This is a genomic window from Allobosea sp. BH3 (genome assembly GCF_025499465.1).
Lineage (GTDB): Bacteria > Pseudomonadota > Alphaproteobacteria > Rhizobiales > Beijerinckiaceae > Allobosea.
Genome location: NZ_JAIMCA010000002.1, coordinates 358,799 through 379,729, shown reverse-complemented (window position 1 = coordinate 379,729; position 20,931 = coordinate 358,799). Strand labels below are relative to the sequence as shown.

Here is a 20,931-nt window from a genome sequence, read left to right as displayed (position 1 = left end):
GTGGTTTGTTTCTTGGCGGTTTCTTGGATTCTTATCGGCCGGCAGCGCTGCTCGCAGTGTGCGAGCCCGTCCCCCAGGCAAATGTTGGCAGGCAGTATGTCGGCGAAGCTGCGTTGCGGGCAAACAAGGCCTCGCAGCTGCGCTGGAACGCCTGATCGCCCTCGCTCCAGCTCAGCTCGTCCCGGTGAATGCCCCCGGCGATGAAGAGGCAATCGACGCCCGCGCGGGCCGCGCCCGCGACGTCATGTTCGAGCGAGTCACCGATCGCGAGCAGGCGGCTGGGCGGCAGACCAAGCCTCTGCAGGCAGGTACGATAAATGCGCGGCTCCGGCTTGCCATGGTAATGCACCACGCCGCCCATTCGCTCATACGCCAGGGCGATCGCACCCGGCGCCTCCAGCAGGCGCCCGCCCGGATGGACGCGGTGGCGGTCGGGATTGCCGCAGATCATCGGCAGTCCCTGCGACAGGGCGCGCTCCAGCACGGGGCGCCAGCCGGCGACCGACTGTTTCTCGGCATCGATACTGAGCACGAACAGGAAGTCCGCCTGCTCGGGCGCATCCACGAGCGTCAGTCCGAGGCCATCTGCCAGATGCTGCTCGCCCGGCCGCGTGAGCGGCAGGCAGCGTGTGCCCAGGTCGCGATAGGCCGGCTCGTCCCGCCGCAACAGCGCATCGCGGGCGTCGTCCCCGGCGGAGACGACGGAATCGTAGAGGTCGCGGGAAAAGCCCATTCTGGCCAGGATGGCCTCGTTCTCGCTGCCGTCACGTCCCGAATTCGAGAGAATGACGACGCGCTTGCCGGCCGCGCGCATGGCTTCGAGGCAGGCGATGGCGCCTTCATGGGCCGCTGCGCCGTCATGCAGCACGCCCCACTGGTCGAGCAGGAAGCCGTCATAGCGCCCAGCCAGTTGCGAGACACCGTCCGGGAACGCCGTCCGGTGCCGCAGATCAGACGATGCGGGCGCGGACATAGGCTGAAATCGCTTCGCTGATGATGACGATGCCGAGGATGGCGATCAGGATGACGATGGCCTGGGACCAGGCGAACTGGTTGATCGAGGCATAGAGCAGCAGCCCGATGCCGCCGGCGCCGACGAAGCCGAGCACGCTCGACTCCCGCACATTGATGTCCCAGCGATAGATCGAGGTTCCGATCAGGACCGGCAGGATCTGCGGCAGGATGGCGACGCCGTAGACCTGGAGCGTGCTGGCGCCGGTCGCTTCCACCGCCTCGATCTGGCCGGCATCGACCTCCTCGATCGCTTCCGCGACGAGCTTGGCGATGAAGCCGACCGAGCGCGCCGCCACGGCGCAAATGCCGGCCACCGGTCCGGGCCCGAAAATCGCGACGAAGACCAGTCCCCAGATCACCGTGTTGATCGAGCGCGAGAGCACCAGGATGCCGCGCCCGAGCAGCCAGGTTCCCTGGTTCCAGGTGGTGTTGCGCGCCGCCAGGAAGGCGACGGGAACCGCGAAGACGATCGCGATCATGGTGCCGAGCGTGGCGATGTGCAGGGTCTCGATCAGGGGCTGCACGATCCGCGGCAGGTAGGACCAGCGCGGCGGCCACATGCGGCCGATCAGGTCGGCGGCCTGCTCATGCGCATCGGCGAAGAACGCCCATTCGATGTCAAGCGCCGAGACCGACCAGGCCGCCGCCAGCGCGATGCCGCCGAGCCAGAGCCAGTGAAGGAGGCGCTCGCGCGCCGAATAGCGTTCCCAGCGGTCGGGATAGTCCCGCATCGGAGCGGGCCGGTGCGGCGGCTGATGTGCGGTCATCTCAGCCTGCGCCTCGCCCAGTCGCTGAACCATTCGCCAAGGGCGACCATGGCCGCGATCGTCAGCAGGATCGCGCTGGCGAAATCGAAATCGTAACGCGAGAAGGAGGCCGACAGCGTCTGGCCGATGCCGCCGGCTCCGACGATGCCGATCACGGTTGAATGGCGCAGGTTGGAATCGAGCCGGTAGATCAGCACGCCGAGCGTCTTCACCAGCACCTGCGGAACGACCGCATAGGCGAATGTCTGTCCGAAGCTCGCCCCCGTGGCGCGGATCGCCTCGACGGGGCCTGGCTTCATGTTCTCGATGTCCTCGGCCAGCATCTTTCCGAGGAAGATCGCCGAGGAGAAGGCGAGCGTCAGCAGCCCGGCGACGGGGCCGAAGCCGAAGAGCTTCACGAAGAAGATGGCGATGATCACCTCGTGAAAGGTTCGCCCGACGACGATGAAGCCGCGCGCAGCGAAATAAACCGGGCGTGGGGAGAGGTTGGACGCGGCGGCGATGCCGAGCGGAATGGACAGCACGGCCCCGACGATCGTCGCGGCGATCGCGATCTGCACGCTTTCGACCATGCCGGTCAGCAGGAGCTGCCAGCGCCCGAAATCGGGCGGCATCATCCGCACGAGGATGTTCCAGGCGCGTGGCAGGCCGGCCAACATCCGGGCCGTGTCGACATTCAGCGTCGAGAGCGACCAGACGAGATAGGCCGCGACGAGCGCCCAGAAGGCGAAGCGCCGTCCCGGGCTGCCGAAAATGGTCGGCGGGCGCCAGGCGCTCGGATAGGCTGGAGCGGCCATCGTCATTCCGCCCGGAGGGGAGCCACAGCGCCCGTCGCCTGCTCGTCCTCCTCCTCGCCCTGAGGCGTCGACCAGTCCTCCTCGCCATAGATGCGCGTCAGCGCCTCGTCGGTCAGGGCCTCGGCCGCAGCATCGAAGACGAGCAGCCCGTCCTTCAGGCCGATGATCCGGTCGGCATAGGCGCGCGCCAGCGCCACGTCATGGATATTGATGATCGCGGGCGTCTGCCGCTCGGCCACCAGCTCGCGCACGAGACGCATGATCTGGCGCGACGTCTTGGGGTCGAGGCTCGCAGTCGGCTCGTCGAGGAGTAGAAGATCGGGCCGCTGCATCAGCGCTCGGGCGATGCCGACACGCTGGCGCTGGCCGCCCGACAAGGCGTCGGCGCGCTGGTTGTGATAGCCATCGAGGCCGACGCGGTCGAGCAGCGCGAAAGCGGCCTGGATGTCCTGCGGCGGAAAGCGGTAGCGCAGCGACGCCAGCAGACCGGTATAGCCGAGCCGGCCCGAGAGCACGTTCTGCATCACGCTCAGGCGCTCGACCAGGTTGTATTCCTGGAAGATCATCCCGATCCGGCGCCGCGCTGCGCGCAGGCCCTTGCGGTCCAGCCCAACGATGTCTTCCCCGTTGAGCAGGATGCGCCCCGATGTCGGCTCCACCAGCCGGTTGATGCAGCGGATGAAGGTGCTCTTCCCGGCGCCGGACGAGCCGATCACCGCCACCAGCTGAGGCCGGTCGATGACGACGTCGACGCCGCCGAGCGCCTTCTTGCCGGTGGGGTAGGTCTTGGCGAGGCCTTCGACGGCCAGCAGCGGAGCGGCAGCCTGCGCCGCTCCTTCAGAAGCGGGCATCATCAGTCGCCCTTGAGCTTGGAGAGGCCGTCCTGGCTGTAGGTGACGCCGCTGTCGCGCTGGATCAGGATGATGTCGCCCCAAGCGTCCTTGTAGCTAAGCTCCTTGAAGCCCTTGGTGTCCTTGAATTCCTTCGCAAGGGCGGATTTCAGGAAGTCGAAGGAGAGGAAGGCCTCCTTGATCTTAGCCTGCAGCTCCGGCTTCAGGTCATGCGCGATGCCGAAGGCGGTGCGCGGAAACGGGCTGGATTCGTAGACGATCCGGATATCGTCGCGCTTGAACATGCCGCGGTCCGCCATGCGCTCGACCACGCTGGAGGCGACGGGCGCGGCGTCATAGTCCTTGTTGACCACGCCCATGATCGAGTTGTCGTGCTTGCCGGAATAGAGGACCTCGTAGTCCTTGCCCGGCACGACGCCCTTCTCCTTGAACAGGATGCGCGGTGCCGTGTCCCCGGAATTTGAGGACGGCGCGACATGGGCGACGCGCTTGCCCTTGAGATCGGCGATGCCCTTGATCGGGGAATCCTTCGGCACGATCAGCTGGAGCGTGTAGCCGATCGAATCGTCGACCTTCGCCATCGCCACGATCGGCACGAAGCCCGCCAGGTTCACGGCGAACGGCGTCGGGCCGCTTGCCACACCGGCGATATGCAGCCGGCCGGAGCGCATCGCCTCTACCTGCGCCGCATAGGACTCGGCGCCGAACCAGCGGATGCGCTTGCCGGTGACCTTGCTCAGATGTGCGAGGAAGTCGGCGAAGACATTCTCATAGACGGCCGGATCCTCCACCGGCGTGTAGGAGAACACCAGCGTGTCGGGGTCCTTCTGCCTGGCGGGATCGGTCGGAGTATCGGCCAGAAGGTCGCGATTGGCGTCGCAATAGCGGGCATCGAGCGTGCCGCGATTGGCGCAGTCCTGCGCTTGGACCGGCGCCGACAGGCCGAGGCCGAGAGCGGATAGGCAAAGGAACGCGAACTTCGCGCGCAACATGGCGACCTCCCTGGAGCCGGCGCCATTGAATGGCGCTCGTGTAAGATTTCTTCCATCCTGATCAAGAACGACCAGGGAGGCAAGGGTTGCCGGCTCATCAATCGGGGAAGGCGGCCCTACGCCACCAGCCAGCGGCTGCCGCCTCGCTGCCAGGCTTCCCGCAGCCGCTCGGTCGGATCGGCGTCGATGACGAACAGGTCGATCATTTCGGGATCGGCGATGCGCGCTGTGCCGACCTGGTCGAACTTGCTGTGATCGGCCAGAACGATCGTGCTGCAGGCGCGTGCCATCGCCGCCTGGCGAACGGCAATCTTCTCGAGATCGAAATCCATCGGCGCGCCATCGTCGTCGAAGCCGCCGATGCCCAGGATCGCATAGTCGAAGCGGAATGCCGCGATCGAGGCGATCGCCTGCTGGCCGACCAGGGAACCGTTGGCGCCGCGCGTGACGCCACCCGTCACCACCACATCGAAGATGCCGCCTTGGCAGAAGATGTTGGCGACCGAGACACTGGCCGTGACGATGCGCAGCCCGGCCTTGCCAAGCAGCGCGCGAGCCGCAGCTTCGACCGTGGTCCCGACGTCCAGGAACACGCAGGCGCCGGCCGGGATGACGCCGGCCACGGCCTCGCCGATCCGCTGCTTGCCCTGTGGCGAGACGGTCAGTTTCTGCGCATAGGCAGAGCGTATGCCGCCGGAGGCGAGCCCCGCCCCACCATGGAAGCGCTGCAGGAAATTCCCGTCCTGCAAGCGTATGATCTCGCGCCGGATGGTCTGTGCTGAAACGCCGAAGCGGGCCGCTAGCGTTTCGATGGTCGTGAAGCCGAGCTCCTGCACGACTGCTAGGATTTCCTTCTGTCGGACAGTCAACGTTTTCCGGCTGGGAAGATTTCCACTCATCGTCCACGAGGCTCCGAGCGCGCGGAAGGCGCGCTGCGAACTGGCATGCAGTCAGGAATCGAGCGTGCCCGCAAGGAGCCTGTCCGGCCCGCTCGCAGACGGACATGTGCCAGGATCTCTACCAAAAGAAAGCGGAACTCGGCATGTAGCCCCGCGCATCCAGCGATGCGGGCTCGTCACCGACTCCTCTCGCGCCCGCGCCTACGGTGTCAGGAGTGGCACCGTATCGTGGACCGGTTCCTCGCGGACCGTGCGCAGCTCGTACCAGAGCGCGTTGAGGATGCCGACAGAGGCGGCGAGGCCGAGGCCGAGAACCCAGGCGAAATACCACATGGCTCGTTCTCCTTGTTCCGTCTTCAGTAGGCCGAATGGCCGGCGTCCTCGACGCCCTTTTCGCTGACCTTGCCCCACAGCACGCGGTAGACCCATGCCGTATAGGCGAGGATCAGCGGCATGAAGATCAGCGTCGCCAGCAGCATGTTGCGCAGCGTCGCGCGGCTCGACGAGGCGTCGAACACCGTAAGCGAATGGCCCGGATTGGTGCTCGACGGCAGCAGGATCGGGAACATCGCGAGGCCGACCGTGGCGACGATCATGGCGACCGCGAGCTTGGAGGCGAGGAAGGTCAGCCCTTCCTGCCCGGTGCGGAAACCGATCGCCGCCAGCAGCGGCGCCGTCACGCCCAGCGCCGGAACGGCCCACAGCGCCGGGTGCGCGCGGAAATTCGCGAGCCAGGCGCCGGCATCGGCGACCACCGTCTTGCCGATCGGGTTGGAGGGGCCGTCCCAGACGATCGGGGAGGTCACCTTGTAGCCGCCGAGCAATCCCGCCCAGACGAGCAGGCCGCCGAGCGCGAACAGCGTTGCGGTGAGGAGCGCGGCGCCTGTGCCATAGGCCTTGGCCCGCTGCGAGACGATGCCGTCGGCCTTGAATGAGAGCCAGGCGGCGCCGTGCATCACGATCATCGCCAGCGAGACCAGCCCGCAGAAAAGGGCGAGCGGGTTCAGCAGCCCGATCAGGCTGCCCTCGTAGATCGGCCGCAGTTCCGGCGTGAAGTGGAAGGGCACGCCCTGCAACGTGTTGCCGATCGCGACGCCGAAGATCAGCGCCGGCACGGCGCCGCCGATGAAGAGCGCCCAGTCCCAGCGTTCGCGCCAGGCAGCGTCGGGTCTTTTCGAGCGGTACTTGAAGCCGACCGGCCGCAGGATCAGCGCGCACAGCACCAGGAACATCGCGAGATAGAAGCCGGAGAAGCTCAGCGCGTAGAGCGCCGGCCATGCCGCGAAGATCGCGCCGCCGCCGAGGATGAACCAGACCTGGTTGCCTTCCCAGACCGGCCCGACCGTGTTGATGGCGACCCGGCGCTCGATATCGTCCTTGGCGACGAAGGGCAGGAGCGCGCCGACGCCGAGGTCGAAGCCGTCCATCGCGGCGAAGCCGATCAGCAGCACGCCGAGCAGGACCCACCAGATCAGCCGCAGCGTTTCGTAGGAGAAGAGGAAGTCGATCATCGTTTTCGCTCCTTCCCGGTCACTCGGCCGGCTGCAGGGCAGGGCGCGGGCGCCCCGGCGCCATCGCATCGATGACGTGGGTGATCGCCGGCCCCGTGCGGATGGCTTCGAGCATCAGCTTCACCTCGATGACGGCCAGCGTTCCGTAGAGCGCCGTGAAGCCGGCGATGGTGAGCATGAGATTCCAGACCCCGAGCTCGGAGGTCGCCAGGAACGTCGGCAGCACGCCTTCGATGATCCAGGGCTGGCGGCCGAACTCGGCGACGAACCAGCCGACCTCGATCGCGATCCAGGGCAGCGGCATCGCCAGCAGCGCCATGCGGAACACCCAGCGCGGCGCCTCCTGCTCGCGGATCGTATGCCACAGCGAGATCGCGAACACGCCGAGCAGCAGGAAGGCGCACAGAACCATCAGGCGGAAGCCGAAGAACAGCCAGGGCACGCCCGGCACGGTCGACCACGCCGCATCCTTGATGTTCTGCTCCGTCGCCTGCCGCGGATCGGCGATGAACCTCTTCAGCAGCAGCGCGTAGCCGAGATCGTGGGAGGAGGCGTCGAAGGCGGCGCGGGCGGCGCCGTCGTTCCGGTTCGCCTTGATCTTTTCGAGCGCGTCATAGGCGATCAGCCCGTCACGGATGCGCGCCTCGGCCTTCTGCACCAGCTCGTTGATGCCGGGGATCGGCGTGTCGAACGAGCGTGTGCCGATCAGCCCCATCACCCAAGGGATATGGATGGCGAAATGGGTCTTGCGGTCGGTCAGGCTCGGAATGCCGATGGCGGTGAATGCGGCCGGCGGCGGCTCGGTCTCCCACATCGCCTCGATCGCGGCGAGCTTCATCTTCTGGTTGTCGGTCAGCGCGTAGCCGCTCTCGTCGCCGAGCACGATGACGGAGAGCGCCGAGGCGAGGCCGAAGGCCGAGGCGATGACGAAGGAGCGCTTGGCGAGCTCCACATGCCGCCCGCGCAGCATGTACCAGCCCGAGACGCCGAGCACGAAGGTGGCCGCGCAGACATAGCCGGCCGAGACCGTGTGCACGAACTTCGCTTGCGCGACCGGGTTGAAGATCACCGCCATGAAATCGGTAACTTCCATGCGCATCGTGACCGGGTTGAAGGCGGCGCCGACCGGGTTCTGCATCCAGCCATTCGCGACCAGGATCCATAGCGCCGAGAAGTTCGTGCCCAGCGCCATCAGCCAGGTGACGGCAAGGTGCGCGCGCGGCGACAGCCGGTCCCAGCCGAAGAAGAACAGGCCGACGAAGGTCGCCTCGAGGAAGAACGCCATCAGCCCCTCGATCGCGAGCGGCGCGCCGAAGACGTCCCCGACATAATGCGAGTAGAAGGCCCAGTTCATGCCGAACTGGAATTCCATGGTGATGCCGGTGGCGACGCCCAGTGCGAAGTTGATGCCGAAGAGCACGCCCCAGAACTTCGTCATGTCGCGCCAGATCGTGCGGCGCGTCATCACATAGACGGTTTCCATCATCGCGATCAGGATCGAGAGACCCAGCGTCAGCGGCACGAACAGGAAATGATAGAGCGCCGTGAGTGCGAATTGCAGGCGCGACAAATCGACAAGGAGCGGATCGACCATGGGAGCGTCCTTTCGGAATGCCTCAGTCTAGACTTGTTTTATCTCCAGCCGCTTGATTCGGATCAACCGGCACGCCCTGCGACAGGGGGACACTGAGGAATGGAAAATCGCATCCGTCCGGTTGGGCCAAGTAGCCCTGCTGACGGCAAAATGACTTTTGCAGCGCTCGAAAGAGCGCAAATTCAGGGTGCGGCGGGCCTGCGCTTGTTCCTCGCCTGGCAGATCGTCCGCACGGCCCTGCGCCTCGGTGCCGCAGGCTGCATGGCTCTTCTCTTCGGGCGGCTGGTCATGGGGCAGGAGATGGCGCCGTGGTCTCTAGCCGCTGTCCTGGTTCTCGTCTGCCTGGCGGCATGGGCCGGGCTGATGGCCGACCATGCGCAGGCGGGCGCCGAGACAAGGGTCTCCATCGCCATCCGTCAGGCCGCGAGCGAGAGGCTGCAGGGTTTGCCGGCCGGGCTGCTTCGCTCCCTGCCGGCCGGCGCTCTCTCGGTCGCCGTGCAGCGCTATCCCGAAGCCGTTTCCAGCCTTGTGATCGGCCATCGCGCCGCCGGCATGATGATGGCGGTCGGTCCGCTGATGGCGGCGATGGCGCTCGCCGCGGTCTCCTGGCAGTCGGCCCTGCTGGTCCTGCTGCTGACGCCGGTCATGATCCTGTTCTTCGTGCTGGTCGGCGGCGCCATCCGGGAACGTGCCGACGCACAGGAGCGGGCGTTCGGCCATCTCGCCGGGCAGTTCGCCGATCGCATCCGCACCTTGCCCACGATCGTCGCCAATGATGCGCTGGCGAGCGAGGAGGCCAAACTGTCCGGGCGGCTGGACGTCCATGTCGCCCGTACGATGGGCGTGTTGCGCCTCGCCTTCCTGAACGCCGGGCTGATCGACTTCTTCGCCTCGCTCTCGATCGCGATGCTCGCCGTCTTCCTTGGGCTCGGCCACCTCGGGCTCGCGACCCTGCCGGGCTTCTCCGGGCTCGAACTCTGGCAGAGCCTCTTCGTCCTCATGGTCGCGCCGGAATATTTCGCGCCGTTCCGCCGGTTCTCGGAGCAGTATCACGCCAAGGCCGAGGGGCAGGCTGCGGCCGCCGCGCTCGACCGCCTGCTCGACACCGCCGCGCCCGCAATGCCGTGCTTGCCGGCCGTGGACGAGGCGCTGTCGAAAATGGAGCTGCCCTCTCACGGGCTCGTGGTCGTGACGGGCCCGAGCGGCGCCGGGAAATCGACGCTGCTGCGGCGCCTCGTCGGGATCGAGCGCGCGCCTCGCGATGGCGCGGCGGCCCTGCCGGGCGGCTGCGTCTGGGTCGCGACCGACAGCTTCGTCGCGGGCGGCTCGCTGGCCGAGGCAATGACTGCAGGTCTCCCAGCGCCGGACGCCGCCCGGCTGCATCAGGCGGCGGCCCGCATCGGCCTGCTCGACGATGTCCTGCTGCCCGGTGGCCTTTCGGCCCGGATCGCGACCGGCGGAGCCAACCTCTCGGGCGGACAGCGATTGCGCATCGCCGTCGCGCGGGCGCTGCTGAGCGACGGGACCGTCGTCGCCGACGAACCGACGGCCAAGCTCGACCCTCGGACGGCGCAGGCGGTGCGGCTCGCCCTGCGCGACGTCGCGCAGCGGCGCCTCGTCGTCGTCGCGAGCCACGACCCTGCACTCGTCGCACTCGCGGACCGTCGCGTCGACCTGTCCCTCGCCCGGATGCCGGAGACCGTCGCGTGACGATGCGTACGGAAAAGGCGCGGAAGCTTTGGCGCTATGCCGGAGGGTTCGCTCTCACGGCTCTGCTCTGCGCAGTCATGCTCGGCGGCCTGTCGGCCTGGTTCCTCGGCTCGGTCGCGCTGGCGGGCCTGTCGGCGGCCGCCCTGACGTTCAACTTCCACATGCCCGGAGCGCTGGTCCGGCTCTTTGCGCTCGGCCGCACGGCGGCGCGCTATGGCGAGCGCCTGACCGGCCATCAAGCCGCACTGACCGACCAGACGGACCGGCGTATCGCGCTGTTCGACGCCATGGCGGCCGCGCCGGCCGTCCGTGGCGCCGGCTGGCAACTCGCGGATCAGGCGCGCCTCGCCGACTATCTCGACGACGTCGAGGATCTCGACTTCGCCCGCCTGCGCGCCGACCTGCCGGCGATGCTTCTCGCCGCAGGCCTTGTCGGCTCTCTCATCGCGACGGCCTTCGTCGCGCCGCCGGCGCTGATCCCGATCATGGCGCTTCTGGCGGTCCTTGGCGCCGGCCTGCGCCGGTTGGCCCGTCGTGGCGAGGCGCTGTGGCGGCAGGTGCGCGAAGGGCGTCGCGAGGGCGCGCGCGAACTCGGCGCCATTCTGGGCGCGGTCGTGCCGTTGCAGGCCGAACGCGCTTGGCCGGTGCATTGTGCAGCGGCGCTGCACCGCTTCTCGCAAGCCGAAGATGATCTGCTGGCGCTGCGTCGTGCGCAGGCATGGAGCGACGCACTGGCCTCGCTGCTCGGACCGCTCGCAGCCGTGAGCGTGATGGCCGCCGCGTGGATCGCCGGAGCCCGCACCGAGGCCCTGTTGATACCTGTGTTTCTCGCCTTCTCCTGGCTCGCGCTTGGTGAGTCGGCTCAAGGCATCTCGCGCATGGTAGCGGCAGCGCTGCGCAGGCGGGCGGCTGCCGGCGAGATCGCGCGATGGACCCAATCCGCTTCGGCCGCTGCGGTGCCTGCGGCGGTGCAGCCCATCGCTGCCCTCGGAGCAGCTTCACTGCAGCGCCGCGCGCCCGATGCCCGCCCTTTGGCTCAGCCCCTGGCGCTCGCCCTGAAGGCCGGCAGTCCGACGATCCTCGCCGGCGCGAGCGGCGTGGGCAAGACGAGCCTGCTCAAGCAGATCGCGGGCTGGATCGGCGAGGATGTCCTGGAGAGCGAAGGCGGCCCGCTCACCGCTGTCGAGCGGCGGGCTCTCGCGATGTTCTGCCCGCACGACGCCGCCATCCTGGCCGACAGCATTCGCGCCAACCTGTTCGCGCCCGATCTGCCGGACGATGAGCTCTGGCAGGCGCTCGATGCCGTCGAATTGTCGGAGCGCGTGCGCCAGGCCGGTGGGCTGGAAGGCTGGATCACGCAGGACGCTGTCTCGCTGGGCGAGGCCCAACGGCTGAACCTCGTGCGGGCCTGGCTCACCACGAAGCCGCTGGTGCTGCTCGACGAGCCGACCGAGCATCTCGATGCGGAGCAGGGGCCCCGCATTCTGGCAAGGCTGCTGACGCGCCTTCGCGACCGGATCGTCGTGATATCCAGCCACGCTGCGGCGCCGGGCGAAGCGAGGATCGTGCGGCTCGACTGACGCCGATGAGTGCGGCCGAGGGGGAGCCCCTCGCCGCCACCGCCACGCAGCCACGCGACAACTCCCGTCTTTCGTGCCAGATACCCGTCAGCGAAGCGCTCGACGGCCTTGCTCGAACGGCCCGACGCGCAGATCTGATGGGCTGGAGCATTTTTCGAGCGAAGCGGATGCCGGTCCGCTCGAGGAATTGCGACGAAGCAGGGCGAAAATCGAAGACCTATGTCGGAACTGGCCAATATCGCGGCCGATGGCCGCGCTGACGTCCTGATCCTCGGTGCCGGACAGGCCGGGCTGCAGACGGCTCTCTCGCTGCGTGAGGAAGGGTTCGCGGGCTCCGTCCTGATGATCGGGGACGAGCCCTCGCTGCCCTATCAGCGCCCGCCGCTCTCGAAGGGCTATCTTCAGGGAACCATCTCCGCCGACAGTCTCGTTCTGCGGCCGCGTGCCCTGCTCGATGAGCTTCGGATCGGCGTCCTCAGCGACGCGCGGGCCACGGCGATCGACCGGGTGCGGCAGGAACTCATCCTCTCGGACGGCCAGCGGCTGGGCTACGGCCACCTCGTGCTGGCGACGGGTTCGCGTGCGCGGCGCTGGAGCGGGCTGGGCTCCGATCTCGACGGCGTCATGTATCTGCGCAGCCTGGCTGACGCGACGGCGCTCGCGCAGCGGATAGGGCAGGCGCGCAGCGCAGTGGTCGTCGGCGCCGGCTTCATCGGTCTGGAGTTCGCTGCGGTCGCCGCCAAGGCGGGGCTCGCCGTCAGCGTCGTCGAGGCGGCCGACCGTCCCATGGCGCGTTCCGTTACGCCGACGATGTCGGAGCTGTTCCGGCAGTGGCACGCCGAAGCGGGCATCGCCCTGCATTTCGGCGCCCGGCTTGCCGCGATCGAGGGTGATGCCGGCAGGGTCGCGGCGGTGCGGCTCGAGGACGGCCGCCTGCTGCCGGCCGATCTCGTCCTGATGGGCATCGGCGGCGTCGCCAACGACGAACTCGCAGCGCTGGGCGGGCTTCCCACCGATAACGGCATCGTGGTCGACGAGTGGCTGCGGACGGAAGACCCGGCGATCTCCGCCATCGGTGACTGCGCGAGCCATCCGAACCCGTTCTCGGGTTCGCGGATCCGCGTCGAGTCGGTGCAGAACGCCATCGATCAGGGCCGCACCGTCGCCGCGCGTCTGGCCGGCAGGCCGCTGCCCTATCGCGCCGTGCCCTGGTTCTGGTCGGATCAGGGCAGTCTGAAGCTGCAGATGGCCGGGCTCGTCGCGCAGGGCGATCAACTGATCGAGATCGGCTCACGCGAGGAGCGCCGGCTGTCGCTGCTGGCGTTCCGGGACGGCATTTTCGTCGGCGCGGAAACGGTCAACCGGCCGGCCGACAACATGCTGGTGCGGCGAATCCTGGCAAAGCCCGCGCCGCTCGGATTCGCCGAGGCGCAGGCTGCGAGTTTCGATCTCAAGACTCTTGCCGCGGCTGTTCCGGTCTGAGTTGACGGCCTAGACCCGTTCGGCGATGGCCGCCTCGCACAGCCGCGCCACGGCGGCGGTGTCGCGCGGGTCGTCGACGCGGTGCGTGCGGGTGGGCATTTCCTGATAGGCGCGCGCGTCCTTGAAGCCGTGGCCGGTGATCAGGCAGACGATGCGGGCATCGGCCGGCAGTCGGCCATCGGCGAGGAGCTGCCGCAGGGCGGCGATAGGGCTCGCAGCCGTAGGCTCGGCATAGATGCCCTCGCGCCGCGCCAGCGTCTGCATCGCCTCGCGCAGCGCGTCATCGCTGACCGCCACCGCGCAGCCGCCGCTCTCGCGCACCAGCCGCAAGGTGTAGCTCCCGTCGCGCTCATAGCCGATCAGCGGGTCGCTGATGCCGGATGCGATCGTCTGCGGCATGCCCCAGGCCGTGACGTGCTCGGCGCCCGCCTCGAAAGCCCGCACGATCGGCGCGCAGCCCTCCGCCTGCACGGCGACGAGGCGCGCGCTCGCGCCGGCTTCGCGCAGGCCCTGCCACACGCCTTTCACCAGCGGGCCGCTGCCGGTCGGGATCAGCACATGGCTCGGGGCCTGCCCGCCGAGCTGCGCGAATATCTCGTGCCCCACGGCGGTAACACCCGCGACCGCATAGGGGTTGATGAAGGTCGTCGTCAGATTGGCGAAGCCGTGCTCCCCGGCGAGCGCCCGCGCAAGATCGTAGGAACGGCTGTAATGGCCCTCGACCAGCAGCAGGATCGCGCCATGGGCCGCGATCTGCGTCACCTTGCCGGGGGGCGTATGGGCCGGCACGACAATGATGGCGGGCACGCCGGCGCGCGCGGCATAGGCTGCGGTCGATGCACCGGCATTGCCCGAGGATGCGCAGACGACACCGCGCACCCCCATCGCGATCGCGCGGCCGAGCGCGGCTGCGATCAGCCGGTCCTTGAACGATCCGGAAGGATTGCGTGTCTCATCCTTCAGCCAGATCTCGCCGGAGAAGCCGGGCAGCTCCGCCTCGATCCGGCTCGCCCGCAGGAGCGGTGTTCCGCCTTCGCCGAAGGAGAACGGAGCGACATCGTCCTGCCCCACCGTCTCGAGGATGCCGCCGCAGGCCGGGCATTGGTAGATCAGGCGAGGCGGAAACATCGCCTCGCATTCGACACAGCGCAGATTCATGGACACCCTCTCGGCCGCGACTATGCGGGGTTCCGGAGAGCGGTCGCAAGCGCCCGCAGGCCATATCCCGCCTGCGGGGCGTGCGGGAGATCAGGCCGCCGCCGGCACGAGCGCCTCCTGGCGGGGCTCACGCACGGCGAGGATGGCGAGCGCGGCGACCAGGCAGAGGACGCCGGCGATGAAGAAGGCCGGCAGGTAGCTCTGATAGGCGGTGCGGCTGAAGCCCCCGCCCCAGGCGGCGAAGGCGGCCCCGAGTTGGTGGCCTGCGAAAATCCAGCCGAAGACGAGGTTCGCCTTCTCGCCGAAGCGGTCGGCCGCGAGCTTGACGGTCGGCGGCACGGTGGCGACCCAGTCAAGGCCGTAGAGAACTGCAAAGATCGAGAGTTCGTAGAAGCTGAACGAGGTGAAGGGCAGGTAGATCAGCGAAAGCCCGCGCAGGCCGTAATACCAGAACAGCAGCTTGCGGCTGTCGTAGCGGTCGGAGAGCCAGCCCGAGCCCACGGTGCCGGCGAAGTCGAAGATACCGATGACCGCGAGCATGCCCGCGGCTGCGACCGGCGCCATGCCGAAATCCCCGCAGAGCGAGACAAAATGCGTCTGCACCAGCCCGTTCGTGCTGGCGCCGCAGACGAAGAAGGTGCCGAAAAGCACCCAGAAGATGCGCGAGCCCGCCGCTTCGCGCAGCGCGACGAGTGGCGAGGCGAGCATCGCCATGAACGTCGCAGGCGCGGGCGGAGCAGCCGGCGCCGGTCCTGTCGCGCCATAGGCCGCAAGCCCGACATCGGACGGCCGGTCGCGCATCAGCAGGAGCACGACGAGTGCGGCGACGAGGAGCATGAAGAGCACGAAGCCGAGCGCGCTGCGCCAGCCGATCCGCTCGGTCAGCGAGGCGAGCAGCGGCAGGAAGACGAGCTGTCCCGTCGCGGTGCTCGCCGTCAGGAGCCCGACCACGAGGCCGCGCCGGGCGGAGAACCAGCGGGTCGCGACGGTGGCGCCGAGCACCATGGCGGTCAGCCCCGTGCCGAATCCGACCACGACGCCCCAGAGCAGGAAGAGCTGCCAGAGGGTGGTCATGGCGAAGGAGCCGAGCACGCCTGCCGCGATCAGGCTCAGCGCGACGGCCGCGACGCGGCGGACGCCGAAGCGGTTCATGAAGGCTGCTGCGAAGGGGCCGAGCAGGCCGAACAGCACGAGGCGGATGGCGAAGGCGGAGGAGATATCGGAGGTCGCCCAGCCGAACTCGGCCTGTAGTGGCCCGATCAGCACGCCCGGCGCGCCGACGGCTCCGGCCGTGACCAGCATCGTCAGGAAGGTGACGCCTGCGACGACCCATCCGTAATGGATGCCGCGGCGGGCGAAAAAGGTTGGTATCGCGCCGCTGCGAGCGGGGACGGTTGCTGTCGACATGGGCTCATCTTTCTGCGGGCATATGCCCGTATATGGGTCTGAATTGGGGTCGACGATGGTGCTTCACAAAAGGCGTTCGAGTTCGTCCAGGAACTGCATCCGGTCGGGGCCGAGGCGGGCGGTCAGCTCGTCCTGGGATTTCGCCCAGCGCGGCTCCGCCGCTTTCAGGACGGCCTGTCCCTGATCGGTCAGGCTGACGACCGCTTCGCGCTGGTCCTTGCCCTTGCCGATCGTGACCAGCCCGTCCTTCTCGACGACGCGGACATTGCGCCCCATGGTCGAGCGATCGAGGCCGAGCAGCCGCCCGAGCTCCGTCAGGCTGAGTGATCCGCGACGCGCCACCGTCCGCAGCAGCGCGAACTGCGCAATGTTGATGCCGGTCGGCGCCAAGGCGGCGTCATAGAAGGCAGCGACCTTGCGGGTCGCCGTTCGCAGACGCGTGCAGTGGCAGGGGTTGTACATGATGCGCGTATATACCCCGAACTCGAGGTTGGCAATGCTGTGCAGCGGCCGCGAGCTTCCGCGGCGCCAATGCCTGAGCTTCTGGCGGGGCAGCGTCCGCACGGCGTCGCAAACGCTACGCGGAGCGGATGACGCGCTTGAAAGCCCGCCGCACGAAAGTGCTGTGCTGCATCGTGAAGGCCCCCAACATCAGGAGGTTGATGGCCAGGAGTTCCGGCATCGGAGTGGGCACCCCCGAATTGATCGCCCGGGAGGCGACCCGGTCGGCGATGAAGCTTACGGCGTAAAGAAAGGTGACGAAAAAGACGGCGCCGGCGAAGAGGCCCTCGAGCAGCGGGACGATGCGGTTCATGCCGTGGTTCCCCCATGGCGGAGCGTTGCAGAGACCGGCGCGGCGCACGCAACCGAAGGGCCGTGCCGATGCCCTGCAGAAGAGGCCATGACGGACGCAGCGACTGCGATGCAGCTCACATTGGCCCTTTCGTCCGGTTATCCTCCGCAAGGAGCGTCGTTCCGGATCTCGACGGGTTGGCGCGCCTGCGATCCCGCAATGCACTGCGCACAGCGAAGGGCCTCGCGGCGCGCCGTCGCCGAACGTGGCCGGTCGGGCTAGGCTGCCGTCCCACATCTTCGAGCCGCCATACGCGCGGCGCGCCAGCTACAATCCGCGGATAGGAACTCGTCATGGAAACGATCAGCACCCAGGGCGTGGCTATTCCCCGTCTCGGCCTCGGCACCTTCAAGCTGGCGGGCAGCGATGCGCAGGCGCCGGTCGAGAGCGCCATCGCGCTCGGCTACCGCCACATCGACACCGCGGCGATGTACGACAACGAGGCCGGCGTCGGTGCTGGTATCGCGGCGTCGGGCATCAAGCGCGGCGATCTCTTCGTGACGACCAAGGTCTGGCATGACCAGCTGGCGCCGGCTGCGGTCGAGCGCGCCTTCGACACCAGCCTGCGCAAGCTCAAGCTGGATTATGTCGACCTCTACCTCGTCCACTGGCCCTCGCCGGATATGGACATGGCCGCGACGCTGGAGGCGCTGCTCTCGCTGCGCGAGCGCGGGCTGACGCGCGCCATCGGCGTCTGCAACTTCAACCTGCCGATGATCCGCCGCGCGGTGGAGGAGATCGGCGCGCCCATCGCCTGCCACCAGATCGAGTATCACGCCTTCCTGTCGCAGGCGCCGATGCTGTCCTACCTGCGAGCCAAGGGAATTCCGCTGACAGCCTATTGCCCGCTCGCGCAGGGCAGGGCGGCCAGTGACCCGGCGCTCAACGAGATCGGCCGGAAGCATGGCGCCAGCGCCGCGCAGGTCGCGCTCGCCTGGCTCATGGATCAGAAGGGCGTCGTCGCTATCCCGAAGGCCGGCCGGCCTGAGAGCCAGAAGGCCAATCTCGACGCGCTCGATATTAAGCTCGACGATGCCGACCGCGCGGCCATCGCCGCCCTGCCGAAGGACCAGCGCTTCGTGCGCCCGTCCTTCGGACCGGATTGGGATGCCGAAGCGGCTTAGGCCGCTTTCAGCGCCTCCGCGATGGTCGCCGCGAACGGCGTCGTCGGGCGCCCGATCAGCTGGGAGAGCGTGCGCGACTCGTCGAAAAGCGCGCCATTCGCCGCGGCTGCGTCGGAATTGGCGATGAGCTCCGCAAGCCCTTCCGGCAGGCCGGCGCCGAGCAGCGCGGCGCGGTATTCGGCCTCCGGCATGTCGACATAGGGGATTGGCTTGCCCGCCTGGTGAGAAAGTTCGGCGGCGAATTCCGTGAGCGAATAGGAGCTGTCGCCCGCGAGCTCATGGGCGACACGCGCTGCGCTGTCGCCGATCAGCGCGACGGCTGCGGCCTCGGCGTAGTCCTGGCGCGAGGCGCTGGAAATCCGGCCGGCGCCGGCGCTGCCGATGAAGGCGCCGTGCTGCAACGCAGGCGGGATCGAAGCCGCGTAGTTCTCCGTGTACCAGCCATTGCGCAGCAGCGAGTGGTCGAGACCGCTCGCGGCGATCAGCGCCTCGGTCTGGCGGTGTTCCTCGGCGAGCCCGAGCTTCGAGACGTCGGCATGCAGCAGGCTGGTATAGGCGATGCGCTTCACCCCGGCCCGCTTGGCGGCTTCGATCGCGTTGCGATGCTGAGGGACCCGCGCGCCGACAGCGTTGGACGAGATCAGCAGCAGACGCTCCGCGCCGGCGAAGGCCGCTTCCAGCGTTTCGGGCTGCTCGTAATCGCCCTTGCGGATGGAGACGCCCGCCGGAAAGAGCGAGGCCGCGCGGGAAGGATCGCGCACCACGGCCGCGACGGCGGAGGAACCGATGCGGCGGGCGAGCGCGGCGACGACGAGCCGGCCGAGCTGGCCGCTGGCACCGGTGACGACGAAGCGAGGGGAGGTGGACATGGCAATTCTCCGGTCTCTCTGTTAGACTAAGTCTCAGATAGAGACTTATGGAGAGGCCCGGAAGACGGCACTTTCCCGTCACCTGGTTACTGCGGGGAGACCGCCATGGACGCATGCACCACGCTGGGCGCGAAATTCGAGGACTGGCAGGCGCTGGGTCTGGATGAGGAACGCTGCCCGGTCCGCAACCTGCTCGACCAGATCGGGGATCGCTGGTCGATGCTGCTGCTTGCCGCGCTCGCCGGCGGGCCGAAGCGTTTCAGCGCGTTGGCGCGGGCGGTGCCCGACATCTCCAAGCGCATGCTGACGCAGACGCTCCGCATGCTGGAGGTCTCCGGCCTCGTCCATCGCGACGTTCAGCCGACAGTGCCGCCCAGCGTCACCTATTCGCTGACGCCGCTCGGCCGGAGCTTTGCCGGTCCGCTGCTGGGGCTGGTGGACTGGGCCGAAACGCATTTCGCCGCGGTCGTCGAGGCCCGCGCGCAGGCGAAAAAAGCGGCTTAGAAAGGCGCATTGAAGGGGCCGTCATGCTCGGGCTCGACCCGAGCATCTCGTGCCGAGTGAGGCTCCAGCACTCAGCCTTCCAGGGATTCTCGGGTCAAGCCCGAGAATGACGCCTTACGCCGAACCGCCTATGCGACGACCGCTCACCAGAGCCGGGCGCCGTCCATGGTCGAGACGTGGGCGGAGATCACTTTCCAGCCGAGATCGGGGAAGCGCACCCAGCTCTGGCTCTGCCGGCCGATCAGGTCCTTGCCGCGCACCTTGAACTCCAGGTTCACGGTGGCGATGTCGCGGCCCAGCGTCAGGATATCGAGCCTGATCCGCTTCTCCTTGATGCTTGGTCCCGGCGGCCGGGCGACGCGATGGGCATGGATCTCCGAGAAGCCATAACCGTTCTCGTGCAGCGCGTAGCGGATCGTGTGGGGGCTGTTCCAGAAGGTGGCGTCGAGCACGGCGACGTCCTTTTCCGCCAGCGCCTTCTCATAGCGTTCGAACAGCGCGGAGACCTCCGCGACGACCTCGGGAATGTTTGGTGTGAGATCGGTCACGCGGCTTCCTCCATGGCGAGTGCGACGGCGATCAGCGCGGCATCCGTGCCGCGTCCGCCGATGATCGAGAGCCCGACGGGCGCGCCGTCAACGGTGGCGCCGGGCAGGCTGACCTGTGGAGAGCCGGTGAGCCCGCCCTGCGCGCAGAGGCAGTTGATCCGGTCCCGCAGCGGTTGCAGCTGGGGTGTCGGCAGCCCGCGCAACGGGCCGGGAAAAGGCGTGGTCGGCAGGCACAGGATCGTGCCGGGCGGCAGCAGATGGCGCAGCCTTGCGCGGGCCTCCTGCCGCATCAGCGCGGCCCAGCTGCGCTCGGACGCCGGCATCTGAGCGCCGTTGAGCAGGCCGGCCGCGACACTGAAGGCCATGCGCGGATTGGTGGCCTCCACCCAGGGCTGGAAGGTCTGCCAGGCTTCGACCGGCTGCAGGGTCCGCTGCGCCCGCGACCAGACGGAGAGCCCCTGCGGCGCCATGAGATCCTCGCGGGCCTCGCCGACGATCCGCTTGAGACGCGCGACCATCGGCTGCAGCGCCTCGGCCACTTCCGGATCGGCAAATCCGAAGGCGTCGGTGGCGATGACGAGCTTCGTCGGCAGGGCGGCGGGCGCCTCGCCCAGCATCACGGTCGACACGCGGGCGAAGGTCTTCGCTTCGCGGGCGAACCAGCCGGTCGTGTCCGAGCTCGGCGCCTGCGGCATCATTCCGGCCGTGTCGACCCGGCCATGGGTCGGGCGGATGCCGTAGAGCCCGCAGAAGCTCGAAGGCACGCGCACCGAGCCGCCGGTATCGGTGCCGAGCGCGGTGTCACAGAGCCCGGCCGCGACCGCTGCCGCCGAGCCGGAAGAGGAGCCCCCCGGCACGCGCTCCGGCGCGGCGGTATTGATCGGGGTGCCGTCGAAGGGGTTCTCGCCGAGGATGCCGAGCGAGACCTCGTCGGTGATCGTCTTGCCGATGAGATCGGCCCCGGCATCGAGCAGGGTCTGCACCGCCCAGGAATGGCGCTCGGGCACCGCGTTGTACTTGGCCCAATCGTGGTTGCCGCCGCCGGTCGGCACGCCCGCCACGTCGAACAGGTCTTTCACCGCAAAGTTCAGCCCGGCGAGCGGACCGCCCGGCTTCCCGCTGGCATGCGCCCGCGGACCGGGCACAAAGGCATTGACGCGATCTTCCACTGGCACTCTCCGCTCACCCCTGCTCGCAGCACTGCCTGAGTGCCGGGCGATTCGTAAGTGCGGGGTGTGGGACCGTGCAATGCATATGCCGCGCAAGGCATC

Annotated in this window: 21 protein-coding genes; 5 read left to right on the top strand and 16 right to left on the bottom strand. The window is 68.2% G+C overall.

The genetic code is table 11. The features are described 5' to 3' along the window. Nucleotides 1–31: 31 nt before the first annotated feature. The 9 genes from BoBH3_RS06775 to BoBH3_RS06735 all read right to left on the bottom strand — a co-directional run bounded on the left by BoBH3_RS06775 (nucleotide 32) and on the right by BoBH3_RS06735 (nucleotide 8,425). Complete coding sequence (locus tag BoBH3_RS06775) at nucleotides 32–973, bottom strand: TIGR01459 family HAD-type hydrolase (protein ID WP_262330005.1); 942 nt, start codon at nucleotides 971–973, stop codon at nucleotides 32–34. After that, on the bottom strand, nucleotides 951–1,781 hold the full coding sequence (phnE, locus tag BoBH3_RS06770) for a phosphonate ABC transporter, permease protein PhnE (RefSeq protein WP_262330004.1): 831 nt from the start codon (nucleotides 1,779–1,781) through the stop codon (nucleotides 951–953). The genes BoBH3_RS06775 and phnE (BoBH3_RS06770) overlap by 23 nt, the downstream gene beginning before the upstream one ends. Beyond that, a complete protein-coding gene (gene phnE / locus BoBH3_RS06765; protein ID WP_262330003.1) occupies nucleotides 1,778–2,578 on the bottom strand; it encodes a phosphonate ABC transporter, permease protein PhnE in 801 nt (266 codons plus the stop codon). Before phnE (BoBH3_RS06765) ends, phnE (BoBH3_RS06770) begins: the two co-directional genes overlap by 4 nt. Before the next feature lie 2 nt (nucleotides 2,579–2,580). Further along, on the bottom strand, nucleotides 2,581–3,390 hold the full coding sequence (gene phnC, locus BoBH3_RS06760; protein ID WP_262330451.1) for a phosphonate ABC transporter ATP-binding protein: 810 nt from the start codon (nucleotides 3,388–3,390) through the stop codon (nucleotides 2,581–2,583). 41 nt (nucleotides 3,391–3,431) lie between these two features. Further along, entirely contained in the window at nucleotides 3,432–4,421 is a 990-nt protein-coding gene (gene phnD, locus BoBH3_RS06755) for a phosphate/phosphite/phosphonate ABC transporter substrate-binding protein (protein WP_262330002.1), read from the bottom strand. Nucleotides 4,422–4,537: 116 nt separating this feature from the next. Next, on the bottom strand, nucleotides 4,538–5,290 hold the full coding sequence (locus BoBH3_RS06750) for a DeoR/GlpR family DNA-binding transcription regulator (protein ID WP_262330001.1): 753 nt from the start codon (nucleotides 5,288–5,290) through the stop codon (nucleotides 4,538–4,540). Nucleotides 5,291–5,521: 231 nt separating this feature from the next. Beyond that, a complete protein-coding gene (gene cydX, locus BoBH3_RS06745; protein WP_262330000.1) occupies nucleotides 5,522–5,653 on the bottom strand; it encodes a cytochrome bd-I oxidase subunit CydX in 132 nt (43 codons plus the stop codon). A gap of 23 nt (nucleotides 5,654–5,676) precedes the next feature. Further along, complete coding sequence (cydB, locus tag BoBH3_RS06740; protein WP_262329999.1) at nucleotides 5,677–6,831, bottom strand: cytochrome d ubiquinol oxidase subunit II; 1,155 nt, start codon at nucleotides 6,829–6,831, stop codon at nucleotides 5,677–5,679. 19 nt (nucleotides 6,832–6,850) lie between these two features. Next, the gene (locus BoBH3_RS06735) at nucleotides 6,851–8,425 is read right to left on the bottom strand and encodes a cytochrome ubiquinol oxidase subunit I (protein ID WP_262329998.1); all 1,575 of its coding nucleotides are present in this window, start codon (nucleotides 8,423–8,425) and stop codon (nucleotides 6,851–6,853) included. 150 nt (nucleotides 8,426–8,575) lie between these two features. Between BoBH3_RS06735 and BoBH3_RS06730 the strand changes: the two genes are divergently transcribed. The 3 genes from BoBH3_RS06730 (at nucleotide 8,576) to BoBH3_RS06720 (ending at nucleotide 13,197) form a co-directional block, all read left to right on the top strand. Continuing rightward, nucleotides 8,576–10,135, top strand: coding sequence for an ATP-binding cassette domain-containing protein (locus BoBH3_RS06730; RefSeq protein WP_262329997.1), 1,560 nt, complete (start codon nucleotides 8,576–8,578; stop codon nucleotides 10,133–10,135). 2 nt (nucleotides 10,136–10,137) lie between these two features. Continuing rightward, nucleotides 10,138–11,715 carry an ATP-binding cassette domain-containing protein gene (locus tag BoBH3_RS06725; RefSeq protein WP_262330450.1) on the top strand — a complete coding sequence of 526 codons (1,578 nt, stop codon included), beginning with the start codon at nucleotides 10,138–10,140 and terminating at the stop codon, nucleotides 11,713–11,715. Between the two features lie 219 nt (nucleotides 11,716–11,934). After that, nucleotides 11,935–13,197, top strand: coding sequence for an NAD(P)/FAD-dependent oxidoreductase (locus BoBH3_RS06720; RefSeq protein WP_262329996.1), 1,263 nt, complete (start codon nucleotides 11,935–11,937; stop codon nucleotides 13,195–13,197). 9 nt (nucleotides 13,198–13,206) lie between these two features. On the opposite strand, the gene thrC is transcribed toward BoBH3_RS06720, so the two are convergent. The 4 genes from thrC to BoBH3_RS06700 all read right to left on the bottom strand — a co-directional run bounded on the left by thrC (nucleotide 13,207) and on the right by BoBH3_RS06700 (nucleotide 16,576). Beyond that, on the bottom strand, nucleotides 13,207–14,355 hold the full coding sequence (gene thrC, locus BoBH3_RS06715) for a threonine synthase (RefSeq protein ID WP_262329995.1): 1,149 nt from the start codon (nucleotides 14,353–14,355) through the stop codon (nucleotides 13,207–13,209). A 90-nt stretch (nucleotides 14,356–14,445) separates the two neighbouring features. Then, entirely contained in the window at nucleotides 14,446–15,762 is a 1,317-nt protein-coding gene (locus BoBH3_RS06710; RefSeq protein WP_262329994.1) for an MFS transporter, read from the bottom strand. A gap of 63 nt (nucleotides 15,763–15,825) precedes the next feature. Then, entirely contained in the window at nucleotides 15,826–16,326 is a 501-nt protein-coding gene (locus tag BoBH3_RS06705) for a MarR family winged helix-turn-helix transcriptional regulator (RefSeq protein WP_410050565.1), read from the bottom strand. 13 nt (nucleotides 16,327–16,339) lie between these two features. Beyond that, complete coding sequence (locus BoBH3_RS06700) at nucleotides 16,340–16,576, bottom strand: hypothetical protein (RefSeq protein WP_262329993.1); 237 nt, start codon at nucleotides 16,574–16,576, stop codon at nucleotides 16,340–16,342. Between the two features lie 332 nt (nucleotides 16,577–16,908). Between BoBH3_RS06700 and BoBH3_RS06695 the strand changes: the two genes are divergently transcribed. Further along, nucleotides 16,909–17,739 (top strand): aldo/keto reductase, encoded by an 831-nt coding sequence (locus tag BoBH3_RS06695; protein ID WP_262329992.1) that lies wholly within the window; start codon nucleotides 16,909–16,911, stop codon nucleotides 17,737–17,739. Here BoBH3_RS06695 and BoBH3_RS06690 read toward each other — a convergent pair. Continuing rightward, complete coding sequence (locus BoBH3_RS06690; protein WP_262329991.1) at nucleotides 17,736–18,608, bottom strand: SDR family oxidoreductase; 873 nt, start codon at nucleotides 18,606–18,608, stop codon at nucleotides 17,736–17,738. The two genes, BoBH3_RS06695 and BoBH3_RS06690, sit on opposite strands and share 4 nt — an antisense overlap. 105 nt (nucleotides 18,609–18,713) lie before the next feature. Between BoBH3_RS06690 and BoBH3_RS06685 the strand changes: the two genes are divergently transcribed. Beyond that, entirely contained in the window at nucleotides 18,714–19,112 is a 399-nt protein-coding gene (locus BoBH3_RS06685; RefSeq protein ID WP_262329990.1) for a winged helix-turn-helix transcriptional regulator, read from the top strand. Between the two features lie 143 nt (nucleotides 19,113–19,255). Here the strand turns inward: BoBH3_RS06685 and hpxZ are convergent, their stop codons facing one another. Next, nucleotides 19,256–19,660 (bottom strand): oxalurate catabolism protein HpxZ, encoded by a 405-nt coding sequence (hpxZ, locus tag BoBH3_RS06680; protein WP_262329989.1) that lies wholly within the window; start codon nucleotides 19,658–19,660, stop codon nucleotides 19,256–19,258. Further along, nucleotides 19,657–20,829 carry an amidase gene (locus BoBH3_RS06675; RefSeq protein WP_262329988.1) on the bottom strand — a complete coding sequence of 391 codons (1,173 nt, stop codon included), beginning with the start codon at nucleotides 20,827–20,829 and terminating at the stop codon, nucleotides 19,657–19,659. The genes hpxZ and BoBH3_RS06675 overlap by 4 nt, the downstream gene beginning before the upstream one ends. Between the last annotated feature and the right edge of the window lie 102 nt (nucleotides 20,830–20,931).